This is a genomic window from Promicromonospora sp. NPDC060271 (assembly GCF_042726755.1).
Taxonomy (GTDB): Bacteria; Actinomycetota; Actinomycetes; order Actinomycetales; family Cellulomonadaceae; genus Promicromonospora.
In genome coordinates this window covers 19,017-34,277 of record NZ_JBHXBG010000040.1, presented here as the reverse complement: position 1 = coordinate 34,277, position 15,261 = coordinate 19,017, and the positions used below count along the sequence as shown (strand labels likewise).

General features: G+C 70.6%; 10 protein-coding genes. 2 read left to right on the top strand and 8 right to left on the bottom strand.

Translation table 11 applies throughout. The features are described 5' to 3' along the window. Positions 1–40 precede the first annotated feature (40 nt). Together grpE and dnaK are read right to left on the bottom strand one after the other, a co-directional pair. The gene (gene grpE, locus ACFWE2_RS08795) at positions 41–706 is read right to left on the bottom strand and encodes a nucleotide exchange factor GrpE (RefSeq protein ID WP_377223835.1); all 666 of its coding nucleotides are present in this window, start codon (positions 704–706) and stop codon (positions 41–43) included. Continuing rightward, complete coding sequence (gene dnaK, locus ACFWE2_RS08790; protein ID WP_377223834.1) at positions 703–2,565, bottom strand: molecular chaperone DnaK; 1,863 nt, start codon at positions 2,563–2,565, stop codon at positions 703–705. Before dnaK ends, grpE begins: the two co-directional genes overlap by 4 nt. Positions 2,566–2,771: 206 nt before the next feature. Here dnaK and ACFWE2_RS08785 point away from each other — a divergent pair, with 206 nt between their 5' ends. Both ACFWE2_RS08785 and ACFWE2_RS08780 read left to right on the top strand, forming a co-directional pair. After that, entirely contained in the window at positions 2,772–3,317 is a 546-nt protein-coding gene (locus ACFWE2_RS08785; RefSeq protein ID WP_377223833.1) for a GNAT family N-acetyltransferase, read from the top strand. Positions 3,318–3,508: 191 nt separating this feature from the next. Then, a complete protein-coding gene (locus tag ACFWE2_RS08780) occupies positions 3,509–3,781 on the top strand; it encodes a hypothetical protein (protein WP_026366117.1) in 273 nt (90 codons plus the stop codon). A gap of 1 nt (position 3,782) precedes the next feature. On the opposite strand, the gene ACFWE2_RS08775 is transcribed toward ACFWE2_RS08780, so the two are convergent. The 6 genes from ACFWE2_RS08775 to ACFWE2_RS08750 form a co-directional block, all read right to left on the bottom strand. Further along, the gene (locus tag ACFWE2_RS08775) at positions 3,783–4,931 is read right to left on the bottom strand and encodes a dipeptidase (protein WP_377223832.1); all 1,149 of its coding nucleotides are present in this window, start codon (positions 4,929–4,931) and stop codon (positions 3,783–3,785) included. Between the two features lie 86 nt (positions 4,932–5,017). Then, a complete protein-coding gene (locus ACFWE2_RS08770) occupies positions 5,018–6,514 on the bottom strand; it encodes a hypothetical protein (RefSeq protein WP_377223831.1) in 1,497 nt (498 codons plus the stop codon). A 234-nt stretch (positions 6,515–6,748) separates the two neighbouring features. Next, positions 6,749–8,212 (bottom strand): hypothetical protein, encoded by a 1,464-nt coding sequence (locus ACFWE2_RS08765; RefSeq protein WP_377223830.1) that lies wholly within the window; start codon positions 8,210–8,212, stop codon positions 6,749–6,751. A 179-nt stretch (positions 8,213–8,391) separates the two neighbouring features. Continuing rightward, positions 8,392–11,487 (bottom strand): S8 family serine peptidase, encoded by a 3,096-nt coding sequence (locus ACFWE2_RS08760; RefSeq protein ID WP_377223829.1) that lies wholly within the window; start codon positions 11,485–11,487, stop codon positions 8,392–8,394. A gap of 199 nt (positions 11,488–11,686) precedes the next feature. Further along, positions 11,687–14,758 (bottom strand): S8 family serine peptidase, encoded by a 3,072-nt coding sequence (locus tag ACFWE2_RS08755; protein ID WP_377223828.1) that lies wholly within the window; start codon positions 14,756–14,758, stop codon positions 11,687–11,689. A gap of 137 nt (positions 14,759–14,895) precedes the next feature. After that, the gene (locus ACFWE2_RS08750; RefSeq protein ID WP_377223827.1) at positions 14,896–15,252 is read right to left on the bottom strand and encodes an RNA-binding S4 domain-containing protein; all 357 of its coding nucleotides are present in this window, start codon (positions 15,250–15,252) and stop codon (positions 14,896–14,898) included. Positions 15,253–15,261: the final 9 nt, after the last annotated feature.

Genomic DNA, 15,261 nt, shown 5'->3' with positions numbered 1-15,261 from the left:
CGCCGAGACCGAGGTCTCGGCGAGCTCGACCACCGAGAAGTCACTCCGGTCCGACGACGCCCACGCGTGCCGCCCGGACCACCTTCTCGCCGATCTTGTACCCGGGCTCCACCACGAGGTTCACCGTGGAGGCCGTCGCCTCTGCGTCGGTCGAGTGCATGAGCGCCTCGTGCAGGTTGGGGTCGAACTCCTCCCCCACCTTGCCGAACCGCTCGACGCCGAACTTCTGCAGGCTCTGGTCGAGCTTCTCCGCGATCGCCGCCATGGTTCCGCTCAGCTCGCCGTGCTGCTTCGCGCGCTCGACGTCGTCGAGCACGGGCAGCAGTGCGGCCAGCACGTCCTGCACACCCCGGTTCCGCGCCGCCTCCTGGTCGCGCAGCGCCCGGTTGCGGTAGTTCGTGAAGCTGGCCCGCTCGCGTTGCAGCGCGTCCAGGTGCTCCGCGGCCTCAGCCTTCGCCTTGAGGACCTCCGAGGCCTCGGCCGCCTCACCGGACGGCTCGAAGTCGAGTCCTTCCAGCGGGTCGACGTCGGTCTCGGCAGGCTCGGCCACCGGGGCGGTCTCGTCGTCCGAAGCAGCCTCGTCCGACGGCTCGGCCGGGCGGCTCTGCTCCCCGGAGTTGTTCACCTTGCGCTTGTCCGTGAAGTGGAAGGGGTGCTCCTCCGAGCCCTCGGGCTCAGGGGTCCCCTGCGGGTTCTCTTCGGTCACTTGCGCTCTTCCTCGTCGTCCACGATCTCGGCGTCGACGACGTCCTCGTCAGGGGCGGACTGGGCGTTCGCCTGCGGTGCGCCGTCGGCGCTCTGCGGCGCCGCCTGCTCGGACGCGTACAGCGCCTCGCCGATCTTCTGCGAGGAGGCACCCAGCTTCTCGTACGACGTCTTGACGGCGTCGGCGTCCTCACCCTCGAGCGCGGACTTGACCGCGGCGATGTCCGCCTCGACCTCGGTGACGACCTCCGCGGGGAGCTTGTCGCGGTTGTCCGCGATCTGCTTCTCCATGGAGTACGCGAACGCCTCGGCCTGGTTGCGGGTGTCCGCCTCCTCGCGACGCTTCTTGTCCTCCTCCGCGTGCAGCTCGGCGTCCTTGACCATGCGGTCGATGTCGTCCTTGGGCAGTGCCGAACCGCCGGTGATCTTCATCGACTGCTCCATGCCCGTGCCGCGGTCCTTGGCGGACACGTGCACGATGCCGTTGGCGTCGATGTCGAACGTGACCTCGATCTGGGGCACGCCACGCGGGGCAGGCGCGATACCGGTGAGCTCGAAGACGCCCAGCGGCTTGTTGTCGCGCGTGAACTCGCGCTCGCCCTGGAACACCTGGATCGCCACGGACGGCTGGTTGTCGTCGGCGGTGGAGAAGACCTCGCTGCGCTTGGTCGGGATCGCCGTGTTGCGCTCGATGAGCTTGGTCATCACGCCACCCTTGGTCTCGATACCGAGGGAGAGCGGCGTGACGTCGATCAGGAGGACGTCCTTGCGGTCACCGGTGATGACGCCGGCCTGCAGGGCGGCACCGACGGCGACGACCTCGTCCGGGTTGACGCCCTTGTTGGGCTCGCGGCCACCGGTGAGCTCCTTGATGACGTCGCTCACGGCGGGCATGCGGGTGGACCCACCCACGAGCACGACGTGGTCGATGTCCGAGACGGAGATGCCGGCGTCGCGGATCACGGCGTGGAACGGCGCCTTGGTGCGGTCGATGAGGTCCTGCGTCATCTGCTGGAACTGGGCGCGCGTGAGCTTCTCGTCCAGGTGGATGGGACCGTTCTCGCTCATCGACAGGTACTGCATCGAGATGTTGGTGCTCGTCGAGGACGAGAGCTCCTTCTTGGCCTGCTCGGCCGCCTCGCGGAGCCGCTGCAGCGCGATCTTGTCCTTCGACAGGTCGACGCCCGAGGAGTTCTTCACCTGCTTGATGAGGTACTCCACGATGCGCTGGTCCCAGTCGTCGCCACCGAGGCGGTTGTCACCCGAGGTGGCGCGCACCTGGATGGTCGAGAAGTCGTCCTCGTCCTTGCCCACCTCGAGCAGGGAGACGTCGAAGGTTCCACCACCGAGGTCGAAGACGAGGATGAGCTCGTCCTCCTTGCCCTTGTCCAGGCCGTAGGCGAGGGCCGCCGCGGTGGGCTCGTTGACGATGCGCTTGACGTCGAGGCCCGCGATCTGGCCGGCGTCCTTCGTGGCCTGGCGCTCGGCGTCGTTGAAGTACGCCGGAACCGTGATCACGGCCTCCGTGACGGGCTCACCGAGGTACTCCTCGGCGTCGCGCTTGAGCTTGCCCAGGATGCGGGCCGAGATCTCCTGCGGCGTGTACTTCTTGTCGTCGATGCTCACCGTCCAGTCGGTGCCCATGTGGCGCTTGACCGACGAGATGGTGCGGTCGACGTTCGTGACCGCCTGACGCTTGGCGACCTCACCGACCAGCACCTCGCCGGTCTTGGAGAACGCGACCACCGACGGGGTGGTCCGCGAGCCCTCCGCGTTGGCGATGACGGTGGGCTCTCCACCCTCGAGGACGGTCACCACCGAGTTCGTGGTGCCGAGGTCGATACCTACTGAGCGTGCCATGTGACTGCCTTCCTCCGACAGATTGAGTCTTCTGCACTCAACTTAAGCCGGAGCTCGCGTGGAAGCAAGCCGGTACTCGAAAAGTTGAGTCCACCTCACTCAACCTCGTTCGGGACGGGAAAGTTCCCGGCCAGGCACTTCCGCGCGCATAACCATGCTGACCTGCGCAGACGCCTCCCCGGAGAGCACAGGACTATGGTGGCGCCATGCCCTTCGAGACCGCTCTGACCGACGACGTCACACTCCGAGCGCTGACCGAGGACGACGCCGAGGCGATCGCCAGCGCCTACGGACGCAACCGTGAGTACCTCACCCCCTGGGAGCCCGCTCGGCCCGAGGCGTTCTACACGCAGGAGTGGCACAAGGAGCAGCTCCGGGCCCAGGTGCTGGAGAACTCCACCGGCCGGGCCCTGTACACCGTGCTCGAGGCGGACGGCGAGATCGTGGGCAGGCTGAACCTCACCGACATCGTGCACGGCGCCTTCGAGAACGGGCACGTCGGCTACTGGCTGGACGCCCGGTTCACTGGCCGGGGCATCATGACCCGCGCCATCGAGGCGCTGGTGGAGCACGCTCGCGACGAGCTTGGCCTGCATCGCCTGCAGGCCGCTACCCTCCCCCACAACGAGGCGTCCCAGGCGGTGCTGACCCGGATCGGCTTCGAGCGGATCGGCTTCGCACCGGGCTACCTGAAGATCGCCGGGCAGTGGCAGGACCACGTCCTGTTCCAGCTGCTCCTGCACGCGGACTGACTGCCACGCGGGTGCGACACGCCGTCCTCGGCCCTGTTTCGCCCCCGTCAACAGGCGCGACGCCCGGACCTGCGGTACACAAGGGTGCACGACCGAGGCCACAGGGGTGGGGGCATCGGACGCGTACCCCGCGGGCCTGCCCGCGGGTGCCTGATGCCCGGGACCCCGGGCCTCTACGGGGGGAGACCACCATGGCAAGCATCCACGGAAGCTCGTTGTCGATAGCGCTCCTGACAGCCTTGCTCGATCCCGAGGAGGACGGCCTCAGGTCACCTCACGTCCAGGACCTCCTGCAGGAGGCTCTGGAGACCCGCGAGGACGCGCGCGACGTGATCGTCGCGCTGCTGGCCTCGTCCGGCTCGATGCTGCGGCAGATCAGCTACCACAACGAGCAGGAGCCGCTCGAGTCCCTGCAGAAGGTGGCCCTGGGCTTCCAGCGCAAGGTCGTGCAGCTGCCGAGCTGAGTCAGCGTGCGGTCCGCGCCGCCACCGACTCGGCGTCCCGCAGCAGGCGGAGCGCGTTGCCGCTGGTCAGCTTGCCGAGGTCGGCGTCGGACCAGCCGCCCGCCGCGAGCGCCGCGAGCAGGCGAGGGTACCCCGTGACGTCCTCCAGCCCCTCGGGGAGGGTGGGGGTCCCGTCGTAGTCGCCGCCGAGTCCCACGTGGTCGACGCCGGCGACCTCACGGACGTGCTCGACGTGCGCGACGACGTCGGCCAGCGTGGTGCGGGGCTGCGGGTGCCGGGACCGCCACTCGGCGATGAAGGGCTCGAAGGCCCCGAGGTCGGTGTTCTTGATGCCCTCGGCCGCTGCCGCCTCCGCGCCCGTCGCCCGCCACTCGGCGACGGCGGGTGACACGAACTGCGGCACGAACGTGACCATGCAGACGCCGCCGTTGGTCGCGAGGGCGGCCAGGACGTCGTCGGGCACGTTGCGGGGGACGTCGCAGACGGCGCGGGCGCTGGAGTGGCTGAAGACGACCGGGGCAGTGGTGACGCGCAGGGCGTCGCGCATGGTGCCGGCTGAGGTGTGCGAGAGGTCCACGAGCATGCCGAGGCGGTTCATCTCGCGCACGACGTCCTCGCCGAACGGTGAGAGCCCGCCCAGCACCTCGTCGTCGGTGGCCGAGTCGGCCCAGGGCACGTTGTCGTTGTGCGTGAGGGTCATGTAGCGCACCCCGAGCGCGTGGAGCATGCGCAGGACGGCGAGGGACCCGTCGATGGAGTGCCCGCCCTCCGCGCCCATGAGCGAGGCGATCCGCCCGTCCGCCCACGCCTGCTCGACGTCGGCGGCGGTCAGGGCGAGCCGGAGGGTGTCCGGGTACCGCTCGACCATGCGGTGCACGCAGTCGATCTGTTCGAGCGTCGCCGTGACCGCCGCCCCGCCCTGGAGCTGGGCGGGCACGTAGACGGACCAGAACTGGGCGCCGACGCCGCCCTCACGCAGCCGCGGCAGGTCGGTGTGGGTGGTGGTGAGCCGCTGCGCGATGTCCACGGCGGAGAGGTCGTAGGCCGACTGTTCGCGCAGCTCCCACGGGAGGTCGTTGTGACCGTCCCAGACGGGGTGCTTCTCGAGGAGGGTGGTGATGCGGTCGGCGGTGGTCTCGGCCGTTGTCATGGGGCGACGCTACCGCGCGCCCCGCGGGAGCCCGGAGCGCCGGGCGGGCAGGGTCTCCCCCGCCCACCCGGCGCACCGCCGGCGGCTCAGTCGATCCACTGCCAGCTGCAGCCCGCGGTCGCGAACCCGGCCAGGTGCCCGGAGCCGCCCACCTCGATGCTCGTCGGCTCCGTCACCACGCCGCGGCTGACCACGGCGGGTTCGCCGTAGAAACCCTCGTACAAGGTGTAGGTGCACGGCTCGCCGGCGACGGCCGGACCGGTCGTGGTGTACGTGCCGCGCTCGATGTGGTCGCCTATGACGTAGACGCCGTTCGCGGCCGTCGAGTGGCTGGTCGTGACCATCCCTGGGTAGTACTTGATCCAGACGCCGCACTGGTGGTTCGTGTACACGGTGTAGTCGATGGGAAGGACCGTGAACATGCGCTGGCCCGATCCCTCGTCCGCGGCGAGCTGAGCCCCGTCGCGTCGCAGGCGCTCCCAGACGCACAGGCTGTTGGGGCCCGACTGCGCGATGTAGGTCGTCGGGACCACGCCGGTCGGTTCCTCCCCCACGTAGATGGGCTCGCCGGTATCGTCGGCCTGCCACCGCACGGCCGACGCGAGCACCTCGGCGGTCGCCGCGCTGCGCCGCGCAACGGTGCCCCAGCCCGCGCGGTAGGTGCGCACGACGACGGTGATCTCCCTCTTGTACTCGGGGCCCGTCAGCGTGTACTTCGACGTCGTGGCCCCGGAGATCGGCCGTCCGTCCGCGTACCACTGGAACGAGAACGTCGTCGGCGTGGGCGACCAGGTGCCGCGGATCGCCGTGAGCGTCGAACCCACACGCGCGGTGCCGGAGATCACCGGGTTCGGGGACCTCGAGTACGCGCCCCCGACCCGCACGTACTCGGACCGCGGGATCAGCTTTCCCAGGAACCCGGGCTTCGTCAGGTACATCCTGACCGAGAGGAGATGACCTCTCCACTCGGGCTTGACGGTCAGCGTGGTCCGCGTCGCGCCCCGGATGCGCTCCCCGTCGAGCCACCACCGGTACTCGACGGAGTCGGGCTCAGGCACCGCCCGCGGCCGGAAGACGGTGAGCGTGGCACCGGGCGTCGCGGCGCCGAGGATCCTCGGGGGCGCCTGGGAGAACCTTCCCCATTCGACGGCGTCCGTGCGCTCGCTGGTCCGGCTCACCGAGGTGTAGCCCTCCCGGGAGCCCTCGAGCCGGACGGTGAGTCTCTTGGCGTACTCCGCCGCGGTCAGCCTGTAGGTGAACCCGGTCGCGCCGCTGATCGGCACGCCGTCCGCGTACCACTGGTAGGTGAACGTGGTGCCGGAGGTCCACGTGCCCGCGTGCGCCTTGAGCGTCGCGCCCACCATGACCAGCTCGCTGATGTTCGGTTCGATCCTCGGGGTGGAGGACTCAAGGGGGATGTCGCCGGTCTCACGTGCCTCCGCGCTGGATACCGTGGTCGGGCTGCCGCCGTCGGCACTCCCGTCGGGACCGGGTGCGGCGACGGCGGCCGCCGGTGTCACGAGGAGCGTCAGAGCGACGGCCGAGGCCAGGACTCTGGGGAAACATCGTACGAGTGGGTGCATGACTACTCCCGGGGCTGGTGCGCCCAGGATGCCCAGGCGCGCTGGGCCTGCATCTGGCAGGACTCTTGTCAAGAAAGTAGCCCCACCAGCCGCTGGAACTCCCCGGAATCACCCAGGGCGTTCCGGGGTGAGATCGGCAACGGCGGCCAGGAGGGCGGCGTTACCGCGCTCCTCGGACAACGCGCGCCGGGCGCGCGGGGTCTCCCCCCGCACGCCCGGCGCTCTGGCGACGGCTCAGCCGATGCGCTTCCAGCTGCAGCCGGCCGTCTCGAAACCGACTGCGGCGTTCGGCATCGTGATGGTCGTGGCCTCCGTGATGGTGCCCTGGCCGATCACCGCGTCCTGGCCGTAGAAGCCCTTGTAGAAGGTGTACGCGCACGACGTGCCGGCGACAGCCGGACCGGAGGTGGAGTACACACCGCGTTCGAGGTGGTCGTCGAGGGCGTAGACGCCGTCGGCGGCCGTCTCGTCGCTCGGTGTGACCATCCCGGGGTAGTACCTGATCCAGACCCCGCAGCTCTCGCTCGCGAAGGCGGTGTCATCGGTGTCGATCACCTTGAACAAGCGCTGGCCGGATCCGACGCTGGAGCCGAGCACCTCGGTGGGAGACCGGCGCTCCCAGGTGCACTCGGCCGAGCGCGCCTGCGCGATGTAGATCGTCGCAAGCAAGCCGTCCGGCGGCCCCACCGGCCGGGCCTGCTCGTCGTCGCCCACCCACCGCCTAGCCGGTGCCAGCACCTCGCTGGTCGCCGCGCTACGCCGCAGCACGGTGCCGTAACCCGCCCGGTAGGAACGCGCGGTCACGGTGATCTTCTTGCCGTAGTCCCTGGGCTTGAGCGTGTACGACGAGCTCGTGCCCCCGAGGATCCGGTGACCGTCCGCGTACCACTGGAACGAGAACGACGTCGGCATGGGCGACCAGGTACCGCGCGCGACCTTGAGCGTTGAGGCCACGCGCGGGGTGCCGGAGATCGTCGGGTTCGGGGACGTCGCGTACGCACCACCGACCCGCGCGGCCGGGGACGTGACGTTCTCGACGACGTACCCGACCTTGCTGACCTCCGCGCTGACCGTGATCTCGTGGCCCCTCCACTCGGACCGCATGGTCAGCGTGCTCCGGTTCGCGCCCCTGATGGAACGTCCGTCGAGCCTCCACCGATAAGAGATGTCGACGTCCGAGGGGACGGACGCCGGCCGGGACGCGGTCAGCGTGGCGCCGGGCGTCGCGCTGCCGACGATCACCGGCAGCCCCACGGAGAGGTACCCCACATAGACGCGGCCCGTGGCCGCGCTGGTCCGGCTCACCGGGGTGTAGCCCTCCCGGGAGCCGTCGAGCCGGACGGAGAGCCTCAGGCCACGGTGCTCCCAGGTCGGCGTGAAGGTGGGCCCCGTCGCGCCGCTGATCGGCTCGCCGCCCACGAACCACTGATAGGTGAACTGGGTACCCGACGTCCACGAGCCCGCAATCGCTCGCACGGGGGAACCCACCCGGAGGGGATCGCTGCCGCTGATCGTCGGTATCGACGACTCCAGGGGGACGTCGGCGGCCTCGCGCGTCTCCGCGCTGGACACGGTGGTCGGGCTGCCTGCGCTGGCGTTCCCGTCAGGTGCCGCGACGGCGACCGCCGGAGTCACGAGAAGGGTCAGAGCAGCGGCCGAGGCCAGGGCTCTGGAGAGGCGTCGTACGACTGGATGCATGGTTGCTCCCGGGGCTGGTGCGCCCAGGATGCCCAGGCGCGCTGGGCCCTGCATTCGGCAGGACTCTTGTCAAGACCGTAGGCCTGCCCGCCGATCAAAGTCGCCGAAAGTCCGAGGAGATCACCCGGAGCGCCGGGCGCGCAGGGCCTTCCCCGCACGCCCGGCGCTCCGGCTGCGGCTCAGTTGATCCGCCGCCACGTGCAGCCGACGGTCTCGAAGCCGGTTGCGGCGTCCGGCATCGTGATGGTCGTGGCCTCCGGCACCACGCCGTGGCTGATCACCGACGTGTCCTTGCCCTCGAAGTCCTTGTAGAAGAAGTACCTGCACGGGATGTCAGCATTGGCCGGGCCCGAGGTGGAGTAGTCCCCACGCCCGAGGTGGTCGCCGAGGACGTAGACGCCGTTCGCGGCGGTCGCTTCGCTCGGACTGACCATCCCGGGGTAGTACTTGATCCATAGCCCACAGCTCTCGCTCGCCATGATGTTGGTGGTGCTGGGCTGCACGGTGAGCAGGCGTTGTCCCGATCCGACGCCGGAGCCGAGCTGCCCGCCGAACTGGTTCTGCCGCCAGTAGCACTCCGCCGAACCCGCCTGCGCGATGTAGGTGGTACCCGCCGGCCCCGCCGGGACGGGTTCTTCCTCACCCTCGCCCCGCCACCGGTCGGCCGACGCCAGCACCTCGCTGGTCGCCGCGCTGCGCCGCAGCACTGTGCCGTAGCCCGCCCGGTACGTGCGCACGGTCACGGTGATCTCCTTCTTGTAGTCCGTCCCCTTCAGCGCATACTTCGACGCCGTGGCCCCGGAGATCGGCCGGCCGTCCGCGTACCACTGGAACGAGAACGTCGTCGGTGTGGGCGACCAGGTGCCGCGGATCGCCGTGAGCGTGGAGCCCACGCGCGCGGTGCCTGAGATGACCGGGTTGGGCGACGCCGTGTACGTGCCCCCGACCCGCGCGCCCGCGGACGTGACGGTCGTGTCCTTGTACGCGGCCTTCTTCACGGTCACGCTGACCGTGATGACTTGGCCCCTCCACTCGGACCTCATGGTGAGGGTGCTCTTCGTAGCGCCCCGGATGGACTGCCCGTCGAGCCTCCACCGGTAGGAGACGGTGTCGGGCGAGGCCACCGAGGGCGGCCGGAAGGCGGTCAGTGTGGCACCCGGCGTCGCGCGGCCGACGATCACCGGCTTGGGCTGGGCGATGATCCCCGACGTGACCCTGGGGATGCCGTCGCCCTCGCTGGTCGCGTGCGACGGGAGGTAGCCCGGCCGGCGGCCGCTGACCTGGACACTCATCTGCCAGCCGAGCTGGTCTCTCGTCGGGGTGTAGGTGGGCTCGTTGGCGCCGACGATCTCCTCGCTGCTCGCCAACCACTGGTAGGTGAAGGTGGTGCCGGGCGTCCACGAGCCCACGTGCGCGCGCAGGGTCGAGCCCACGCGGTGGGTGCCGCTGATCGTCGGGGTCGACCGTTTCAGGAGACCATCGAGGATCCCGCGTGTCTCCGCGCTCGTCGCAGTCGTCGGGATCCTGCCGTCGGCCGTCCCCGTGACGGTCACCGTGAGCGGGTGGCCCTCGTCGGCACCGGTCGGCGTGTAGGTCGTCCCCGTGGCGCCGGAGATCGCCCTGCCGTCCCTGCGCCACTGGTAGGTGAACGACGCGGCGGGCGTCCAGGCGTCGGTGGTCACGGTCAGCGGCACGCCCACCCGGTAGTCGTCACCGGAGATGACGGGCGCGGGAGTGGCCTCGAACTCCTCTTCGTCCTGGGTCAGCCGGTACGCGGCCAGGACGTCGAGCCTCCCCTCGCCCCAGACGTTGTTGTCGTCGGCCGTGCCGCCGCAGCTCGTGTCGTTCTTGTCGTGGGCTGAGGCGTCGAGGATCGCCCGGGTCGCGGGTACGTCGCCGACGAGCTCGGGGACGGCGTCCCAGAGCAGCGCGACCGCACCCGCGACGTGCGGGGCCGCCATCGACGTGCCGTTCAGGTACGCCGTCCCGGTCCTGGTGGTCGACAGGACATGGACGCCCGGCGCGGCGATGTCCGGCTTGACGGTGCCGCTCTGGCCGGGGCCGCGCGACGAGAAGGGCGCGATCTCGCCGTCCGTGCCGAACGCGCCGACGCCGTAGTTGGCCTGCCGTGAGGCCGGGCTGCCCGCCGAGGTGCAGCCTGCCTCACCGGCGTTGCCGTTGGAGAAGGTGGAGAAGATGCCCGCTGCCTCCCAGGCGGTGATCAGGTTCTCCATGAAGGGGTCCGTCGAGAACTCGGCACCCCAGGAGTTGTTGACCACGTGCGGTCGGCGGGCGGGATCGGGCGTCGGACTCGAGGAGGCCTGGTCGTAGGGCGCGAGGAGCCACTGACCTGCCGCGACCAGGTTCTCGTCCGACAGGTCGTCCCCGACCGCTGCGGCGATCCACTGCGCGCCCGGCGCGACGCCGACCGCCCGCTCCACGTCGTCACGGACGACCGTGCCGCCCACCATGGTGCCCATGGTGTGGGTGCCGTGGCTCACCTCGTTCGTGTCGTGCGGGTAGTACAGGCCGTCGGCCGAGAAGTAGTTGTAGGCATTCGGGTTGCTCGCCCCGGCACCGCGGTACTTCTCCGACAGGGCGCTGTGCGGAGCGACGCCCGAGTCCAGGTTGGCGACGACGACACCGTCGCCCGTGAAGCCCGCCGCCCACATGTCGTCCGCGTTGATGGTGCGAAGACCCCACGTCGTGTGGCCGTCCGCTTCCGCCGCGGCGACGTCGGCCTCGCCGGCCACCTCGACGGGCTCAGGGATGCTGTATCGCACCGTCGGGCGGACCTCGACGACGTCGCTGTCGGCCGCGAGCTCGACCGCCTCGTCGAGCGTCCCGTCCTCGACGAGGATCGCGTTCGCCGCCCAGTACGAGGTGTACTCGGCACCCGCGCTCTCCAGCTCGGCGACCGTGCCCGCCTGGGCCTTCTCGGCCGCCGCAGTGAGCGCGTCGTACACGTACCGGCCGCGTTCCGACCAGACCGTGATCCCGTCCGCCGCCGACAGATCCGGCACGTCGTCGAACCGCAGCCAGTAGTCGGTCGTGCCGCGCGCCGCGAAGGTCCTCTCCGCGGCGGGGCTGATCTTGTCCGCGGGGTCCGCCGACGGGGCGACCCGAGCGGTGCCGTCGAGGGGCTTCGCGGCGACGGTGCCGCGTGCCTCTCCGTCGGGTTCCGGCGCGGCGATCGCCGCCGCCGGAGGGACGAGGAGCGCCAGGGCCGCGGCCGAGGCCACCGCGCTGGACAGACGTCGTGTGCGTGTGTGCATGGCTACTCCGGGCTGGGGCGCCCAGGATGCCCAGGCGCGCTGGGCCTGCGTTCGGCAGGACTCTTGCCAAGAACGTAGCCATGCCAGACGGCCGAGGTCCCCGAAAGTCCGAGGAGATCACCCAGTGGCACCCGGGATCAGAAACGGGGAGCCGCGCCGAGACCGACTCGGCGCGACTCCCCGGACCCCGGACCTCCGGTCAGCCGATGCGCTTCCAGCTACAGCCGGCCGTCTCGAAACCGACCGCGGACGACGGCATCGTGATGGTGTGGGCCGACGACACCTCGCCCTGGCTCAGGACGCCTTCGATGCCGTGGAAGCTCTTGTAGAAGGTGTAACGGCACGAGGTCCCGGCGTCCGTCGGGCCCTTCGTGGAGTACACGCCGCGCTCCAGGTGGTCGCCGAGGGCATAGACGCCGTTCGCGGCCGTCGAGGCGCTCGTCCTGACCATCCCGGGGTAGTACTTGATCCAGGTGCCGCAGTTCTCGCTCGCGAAGACGGCGTAGTCGGAGTCCAGCACCCTGAACAGACGCTGGCCCGAGCCGAGGTCATACGCGAGCAGCGCGTCGGATGACAGGCGCCCCCATTCGCACTCGGCCGAGCCCGCCTGGACGATGTAGGTCGTCGCAGGCACGCTGTCCGGGCCCACCAGCCAGGAGTACTCGTCGTCGCCCGCCCACCGCACGCCCGACGCCAGCACCTCGCCGGTCGCCGCGCTGCGCCGCAGCACGGTGCCGTAGCCCGCCCGGTAGGAACGCGCGGACACGGTGATCTTCTTGCCGTAGTCGGTGCCCTTCAGCGTGTACGACGAGCTCGTGGCCCCGGCGATCCGCTGGCCGTCCGCGTACCACTGGAACGAGAACGACGTCGGCGTCGGCGACCAGGTGCCGCGCGCGACCTTGAGCGTGGAGCCCACGCGCGTGCTGCCGGAGATCGTCGGGTTCGAGGACGTCGTGTACGCCCCGCCGACGGTCGCGGCCGCTGACGTGACGGTCTTGACGACGTACCCGGACTTTTCCACGGTCGCGCTGACCGTGATGTCGTGGCCCCGCCACTCGGACCGCATGGTCAGCTCGCTCCGCGTCGCACCCCGGATGGAACGCCCGTCGAGCCGCCACCGGTAGGAGACGGAGACGTCCGACGGAACGGCCGCGGGCCGGGAGACGGTCAGCGTGGCACCGGGCGTGGCGCTGCCGACGATCACCGGCAGCCCCTGGGAGATAGCCCCCACGGCGACGGCGGACGTGGCACCGCTGAGCCGGCTGGCCGCGGTGTACCCGGCACGGGAACCGAAGATCCGCACCGTGAGCACCTTGCCACGCTGCGCGGCGGACGGCGTGAAGGTGAACCCGGTCGCACCGCTGATGACGGCGCCGTCGGCGTACCACCGGTAGGTGAACTGGGTACCCGGCGTCCACGAGCCGGCAAGCGCACGCAGGGTGGAACCCACGCGGACGGTGCCGTCGATCTTCGGCGTCGACGCCACCAGGGTGCCGATGGTGATCTCGGGCGTCTCGACGCTGGTCGTGGAGGTCGGCGTCTGACCGTCGGCAGAGCCGGTGACCGTGACCGACAGCTCGGCACCGAGGTCGGCGTCGTCCGGGATGTAGGTCGACTTCGTCGCTCCGGCGATCATGTCGCCGTCCCGGCGCCACTGGTAGGTGAACGACGCGACGGGGGTCCAGGGCGCGACCGTAGCGGTCAGGGGCGCGCCTACCCGGTACTCGCCGGAGATCGTCGGCACGGTCGTCGTGAAGGTCGACTCCTGCGCCAGGTTGTAGGCCGCCAGGACGTCGAGCTTGCCCTCGCCCCACACGTTGTTGTCGTCGGTGGTGCCGCCGCACGACGTGTCGTTCACGTCGTGCGCCGTCCCGTCCAGGATGGCGCGAGTCGCCTGCACGTTGCCGACCAGCTCAGGCGCGGCGTCCCACAGCAGCGCCACGGCGCCGGCGACATGCGGGGCGGCCATCGACGTGCCCTGCAGGTAGTCCGACTTCCCACCCGGCAGGGTCGACAGGATGTAGACACCCGGTGCCGCGATGTCCGGCTTGACCGTGCCGCTCTGCCCGGGGCCGCGCGAGGAGAAGTAGGCGATCTCCCCGCTCCGGGCGTACGCCCCGACCGCATACGAGTTCTGCCGGGAACCGGGGCTGCCCGACGACTCGCAGCCCAGCTCGCCGAGGTTTCCGTTGGCGAAGGTGGCGAAGATGCCCGCAGCCTCCCAGGCCGCGGCGATGTCCTCCATGAACGGGTCCGTCGAGGCGACCGTGCTGCCCCACGAGTTGTTCACCACGTGAGGCCGCTTCGTCGTGTCGGGAACCGGGTTGGCCGCGCCCTGGTCGTACGGGGCCAGGATCCACTCACCGGAGGAGATCAGGTCCTCGTCCGTCCACGCGCCGCCACCGCCGGCGGCGGCGATCCACTCGGCACCGGGTGCGACGCCGACGGCTCGGTTCACGCCGTCGTCGTCCTGCACCGTGCCGCCGACCATGGTGCCCATGGTGTGCGTGCCGTGGCCGTCCACGTCGTGGGGGTCGAGCCGCCCGTCGACCGAGAAGTAGTTGTAGGCGTCAGGATCAGCCGCACCCGCGCCGCGGTACTGCCCGGACAGTGCGGGGTGGCTGCCGTCGACACCGGTGTCGATGTTGGCCACCACGATGCCCTCGCCGGTGAAGCCCGCGCTCCACAGGTCGTCGGCGTTGATCGCCGCGACACCCCACGTGGGACCCGCCGCTGCCGCAGCGGCCTCGTTCGAGGCGTCGGTCGGCTCCACCGGCTCCGGCGCCGCGTAGTGGGTCCGCGGACGCACCTCCAGCACCTGCATGTCCGCCGCGAGGTCGGTCGCCAGGTCCAGCGAGCCGTCCTCGACGAGGATCGCGTTGGTGGCCCAGTGCGAGGTGTACTTGGTGCCCGATGCCTCCAGCTCCGCCACCGCGTCCTTCTGGGACGCCTCCGCGGCCGCGAGGAGCGTCCTGTAGACGTAGTCGCCGCGCTCGGACCAGCTCGTGATGCCCTCGGCCTTCGACAGGTCCGGCTTCTCGGCGAACCGCAGCCAGAAGTCGGTGGTCCCGTCGGCGGCGAAGGCCCGGTTGGCCCCCGCGGTGAACTTGTCCGCCGGGTCGACGACGCGGGGCGCCCTCTGGGGGTCGGACGAGCCGACCGGAAGCGGGCTGGGGTCGGGCGCGGCGACCGCCGCGCTCGGTACTGCCAGGAGTGCCAGGACAGTGGCCGCGGCCAGAGTCCTGGTACGACGTCGCGTGCGAGGGTGCATGGGTTCTCCAGGCTGGGGCGCGCCGGGACACCGGGCGCAACCGGACCTGCGCGGGGCAGGGGTGTGCCGTGAAGATATCGTCCGAGATCAGGCAAAAACGGCGAAAAACCCGGAACTCACCCGGGTGATTTCCGGTGTCAGATCCGGCCGCGCAGCCGGTCGATCTCGCGCCGCTCGCGCTTGGTGGGGCGCCCCGCGCCGCGGTCGCGCAGCCCGACGGCCTCCCGCTCGACGCGTGTCGGCAGGGCCGGGCTGTGGTCAAGGTACGCCTTGGCCGCGATCGGGGCGCCCACCCGCTTCGGCAGCAGCTCCACGACCTCGACGTCCCGGTCCCGGAGGGGGTCGCGCCACGTCACGCGGTCGCCCACGGCGACGGACGCCGACGCCTTGGCGACCTTGCCGTTGATGCGAACACGGCCGCTACGGCAGAGGTCGGCGGCGACCGACCGACTCTTGGTCAGCCGCACCGCCCACAACCACACATCGATGCGCATCGCCCCATC

Coding starts and splice junctions, on each gene's coding strand:
- ACFWE2_RS08755 (WP_377223828.1), bottom strand. CDS start 14,758: ATGCACCCTCGCACGCGACGTCGTACCAGGACTCTGGCCGCGGCCACT.
- ACFWE2_RS08750 (WP_377223827.1), bottom strand. CDS start 15,252: ATGCGCATCGATGTGTGGTTGTGGGCGGTGCGGCTGACCAAGAGTCGG.
- ACFWE2_RS08765 (WP_377223830.1), bottom strand. CDS start 8,212: ATGCATCCAGTCGTACGACGCCTCTCCAGAGCCCTGGCCTCGGCCGCT.
- ACFWE2_RS08775 (WP_377223832.1), bottom strand. CDS start 4,931: ATGACAACGGCCGAGACCACCGCCGACCGCATCACCACCCTCCTCGAG.
- dnaK (WP_377223834.1), bottom strand. CDS start 2,565: ATGGCACGCTCAGTAGGTATCGACCTCGGCACCACGAACTCGGTGGTG.
- ACFWE2_RS08760 (WP_377223829.1), bottom strand. CDS start 11,487: ATGCACACACGCACACGACGTCTGTCCAGCGCGGTGGCCTCGGCCGCG.
- ACFWE2_RS08785 (WP_377223833.1), top strand. CDS start 2,772: ATGCCCTTCGAGACCGCTCTGACCGACGACGTCACACTCCGAGCGCTG.
- ACFWE2_RS08780 (WP_026366117.1), top strand. CDS start 3,509: ATGGCAAGCATCCACGGAAGCTCGTTGTCGATAGCGCTCCTGACAGCC.
- ACFWE2_RS08770 (WP_377223831.1), bottom strand. CDS start 6,514: ATGCACCCACTCGTACGATGTTTCCCCAGAGTCCTGGCCTCGGCCGTC.